At 67.2% G+C, this 3,483-nt stretch carries 3 protein-coding genes; 1 reads left to right on the top strand and 2 read right to left on the bottom strand.

What is annotated here, in order from left to right; all coding sequences use genetic code 11:
• Nucleotides 1–18: 18 nt before the first annotated feature.
• Entirely contained in the window at nucleotides 19–1,137 is a 1,119-nt protein-coding gene (gene dgoD / locus HPY83_19635) for a galactonate dehydratase (protein NPV10159.1), read from the top strand.
• A 9-nt stretch (nucleotides 1,138–1,146) separates the two neighbouring features.
• On the opposite strand, the gene HPY83_19630 is transcribed toward dgoD, so the two are convergent.
• The gene (locus tag HPY83_19630; GenBank protein ID NPV10158.1) at nucleotides 1,147–2,223 is read right to left on the bottom strand and encodes a dihydrodipicolinate synthase family protein; all 1,077 of its coding nucleotides are present in this window, start codon (nucleotides 2,221–2,223) and stop codon (nucleotides 1,147–1,149) included.
• 98 nt (nucleotides 2,224–2,321) lie between these two features.
• Nucleotides 2,322–3,374, bottom strand: a complete 1,053-nt coding sequence (locus HPY83_19625; GenBank protein NPV10157.1) for an NAD(P)-dependent oxidoreductase — start codon at nucleotides 3,372–3,374, stop codon at nucleotides 2,322–2,324.
• Nucleotides 3,375–3,483: the final 109 nt, after the last annotated feature.

Raw genomic sequence — 3,483 nt, 5'->3', positions numbered from 1 at the left:
CGCACTCAGGAGGTAGCCATGCGCATCGTAGGAGTAGAGACGGTGGCGGTGAAGCCCAGGTGGCTGCTGGTGAAGGTGGCCACGGACGAGGGGTTGGTGGGATGGGGAGAGGCTACGCTGGAAGGCCACATCCCGGCGGTGGCAGCCGAGATCGGGCACTGGCGCGAACGCCTCCTGGGCCAGGACCCCCGGCGCATTCAGCACCTGTGGCAAGGTTTCTATCGGCATGCCTTCTATCGCGGGGGACCGGTGCAGTGTAGCGCCCTCAGCGGGCTGGAGCAGGCACTGTGGGACATCGTCGGTCGGTGGCTGGGAGTACCGGTACACGCCATGCTGGGAGGAGCGGTACGGGAGCGGGTGCGCCTCTACCGGCACGTGGGCGGAGATGGCCCCGAGGAACTGGCGCAGGCGGGCCGGCACGCTGTAGCGGCAGGCTTCACCGCGCTCAAGACAGGAGGCCTGGACCCGGGACGAAGTCCGATGGAGCCGCCTCAAGTGGTCCGTCGGGCGGTGCAGCGGATCGAGGCCTTGCGCCAGGCGGTGGGCCCGACGGTGGACATCGGTATAGATCTGCACGGGCGCGCCAGCCCGGCGCTGGCGATACGTCTGGCGCGGGCGCTAGAGCCTTACGATCCTGCCTTTATCGAGGAGCCTTGCCTGCCCGAAAGCGTGACGGCCTTGGCCCAGGTGGCCCGGGCGACCAGCATACCCATCGCCACCGGCGAGAGGCTCTACACCAAGTGGGGCTTCCGGGAGGTGCTGGCCCAGGGGGCGGCCGCCATCTTGCAGCCGGACCTGTCGCACGCCGGGGGCATACTGGAATGCCGGTTCATCGCTGCCATGGCCGAGGCCTACTTCGTCTCGGTGGCGCCGCACTGCCCTTTGGGGCCGGTGGCACTAGCTGCCTGCCTGCAACTAGATGCCTGCATCCCCAACTTCGCCGTCCAGGAGCATGTCTCCTTAGGGGAGGGGTATCTGAAGAAGCCATTCCTGCTGGAGGATGGGCATGTCCGGGTGCCCGAAGGGCCGGGGCTGGGCATCGAAGTGGACGAGGAGGCCCTCGCTCAGCACGCCGACGAGGGCCTGTGGCGCAACCCGGCGGCTTACGCCGAGGATGGGAGCGTCAGCGACTGGTAAGTGCGGGCCTCAGCGGAGCCACTCCTGTAGGTGCTCGGCCACGAAGTCGTCGTCAATCAGGGCGGGATAGGCGTTCTGCACCCGGGTGATCTCGGCCGCCTGCCCGGGAGACAGGTCCTCGCGCGGATTGAGGCAGGCGCGACTGGCCAGAAGCCCCTGCCGGCGCAGCACCTCGTTGATACCGGCGATGCACCCGGCGTAGTTGTGAGCCACATCGAACAGGGCGGCGTTGGCGTCGGTGAGCTCGTTGGCCGCGCCCAGGAAGTCCTGGGGAATGGGGTCTCCGGACTGGGCCAGGCGTCGAGCCTGGGCGTGCATCTCCACTGCCCGGCGCGTCCACACCGCCCACTGGCCCAACAGCCCGCCTACCACCCGGGCCACGACCGAGCGATCGCCGACCCGGAAGGGAAACGGAGTGACCAGATCCAGCAGGATGTGATCGTCGTTGCCGGTGTAGAGGGCGATCTCGTCCACGCGTCCTGCTTCGACCACGCCCCGCACCACGTCTATGGTCTGATAGCGGTTGAAGGGAGCCATCTTGATGGCGATCACGTTCTCGATCTCGGCGAAGCGGCGCCAGAAGTCGTAGGGAAGGACGCGCCCTCCCACGGCCGGCTGAAGGTAGAAGCCGAACAGGGGCATGACTTCTGCCACCCGGCGGCAGTGCTGGATGAGCGTGCCGGTGTCCGCCTGCTTGAGGGCCGCCAGGCTGAGCAGCACGGCATGATATCCCAGGCGTGAGGCCAGTTCCGCTTCGCGTACAGCTTGCCGGGTGTCGCCTACCACCCCGGCGATGAGGGCTACGTCGCGCCCTGTCTTCTGCTGGTAAGCGCGGGCTTCCTCGGCAGCTAGGGTGAGCACCGGCTGCAGCAGGTCGAACTCCGGTTCTCGGATCTCGAACTGGGTGGTGTGCACCGCCACGGCCACGCCGCCGGCTCCGGCAGCGAGGTAGTAGCGGGTGAGGGCACGCTGATGCCGCTCGTCCAACCGGCGCTCTTCGGTGAGGGCGAGGGGGTGAGCCGGAATCACCGTGCCCCGTCGGATGAGGGAGAGAATACCAGAGGGTGGCATGGGGCTCTCGGACATAAGCACCTCCTGAAGCGACGATGGGTGGTGGACCGTGGCCGGTGGATGGCAGGAACCTGCGCCTGCCATCCACTATCTGCTAGGCACGGGCCACTGCTCTAGAACCGGCCGTCGCGAGTCTCGAAGTGGGTGGGCTTGCCCAGGCTGCTGCCCCCGAGCTCCAGCCAGCGGGCGATCCACCGGATCATGGTGTCCAGGGGGACGGTGGGATAGCCGAAGAGGGAGAAGCAGCGTCCGGCGTTGTTGAGGAAGGCAGTGGGCGACTCTTGCCCCTGGATGACCGGCTCGCGTCCCAGGAGCTCGCCGAAGCGCTGCGCCACTCGGCGCACGGAGACGATCTCAGGCCCAGTGACGTTCAGGACGGCGGGTGGAGAGGAGCACAGGCCGAAGGCTCGCAGGACGTAGCTATTGGCGTCGCCTTGCCAGATGACGTTGGCGTGACCCATGGTGACGTCCACCGGCTCTCCGGCGTGCACCTTGGCGCCAATGTCGAACAGCACCCCATAGCGCAGGTCAATGGCGTAGTTCAGGCGAATGAGGGTGACGGGGATGCCTCTCTCGCGAGAGAAGTACTCGAAGAGCCGTTCGCGAGCCAGGACCGATTGGGCATACTCGCCCACCGGGGCAGTCAGGTCCTCCTCCACTGCTCCGCCGGAGATAACGGGCACGAGAGGATAGACGTTGCCGCTGGAGAAGACCACGAAGCGGGAGTCGGGGAATCGCTCTGCCACCAGCCCAGGCAGGTAAGCGTTCATGGCCCAGGTGGTGGCCTCGGCGCCAGTGGAGCCGAACTTGCGGCCGGCCATGAAGACGATATTGCGGGCCTGGGGCAGGCTGGCCAGTGCCTCTCGGTCGAGCAGGTCGCAGGCGATGGTCTCCACGCCCCAGGACTCCAGTTGCTGCCTGGTGCCCGGCTGGGAGAAACGAGAGACGCCGATCACGCGCCGGGATACGCCGGCCTCGTCGCTGGCACGACGGGCCAAGCGGGCCAGGGTGGGACCCATCTTGCCGGCCACGCCCAGGATCATGATGTCGCCCTCCAGCGCGGTCAGGTCCTCCACCAGCGCGGGGGAGGGTCGCGACATAACCTCGTCCAAAGAGGCCTCGTCCTCGATGTAAGCCGGCAAGGCGGCCGTGATGGCCGAACTCATGTTTGCCTCCTGTTGCTAGAGCGCGTGCGCCTGAGTAGCGCCATTATCCCACAGGGAGGCGAGCCGGCAAAGGAGGGGAGAGGGGGAGACACGGAGACGGGGAGACACG

It is taken from the genome of Anaerolineae bacterium, from assembly GCA_013178015.1.
Lineage (GTDB): Bacteria > Chloroflexota > Anaerolineae > DRVO01 > DRVO01 > Ch71.
This window is presented reverse-complemented; position numbering and strand designations above follow the sequence as displayed.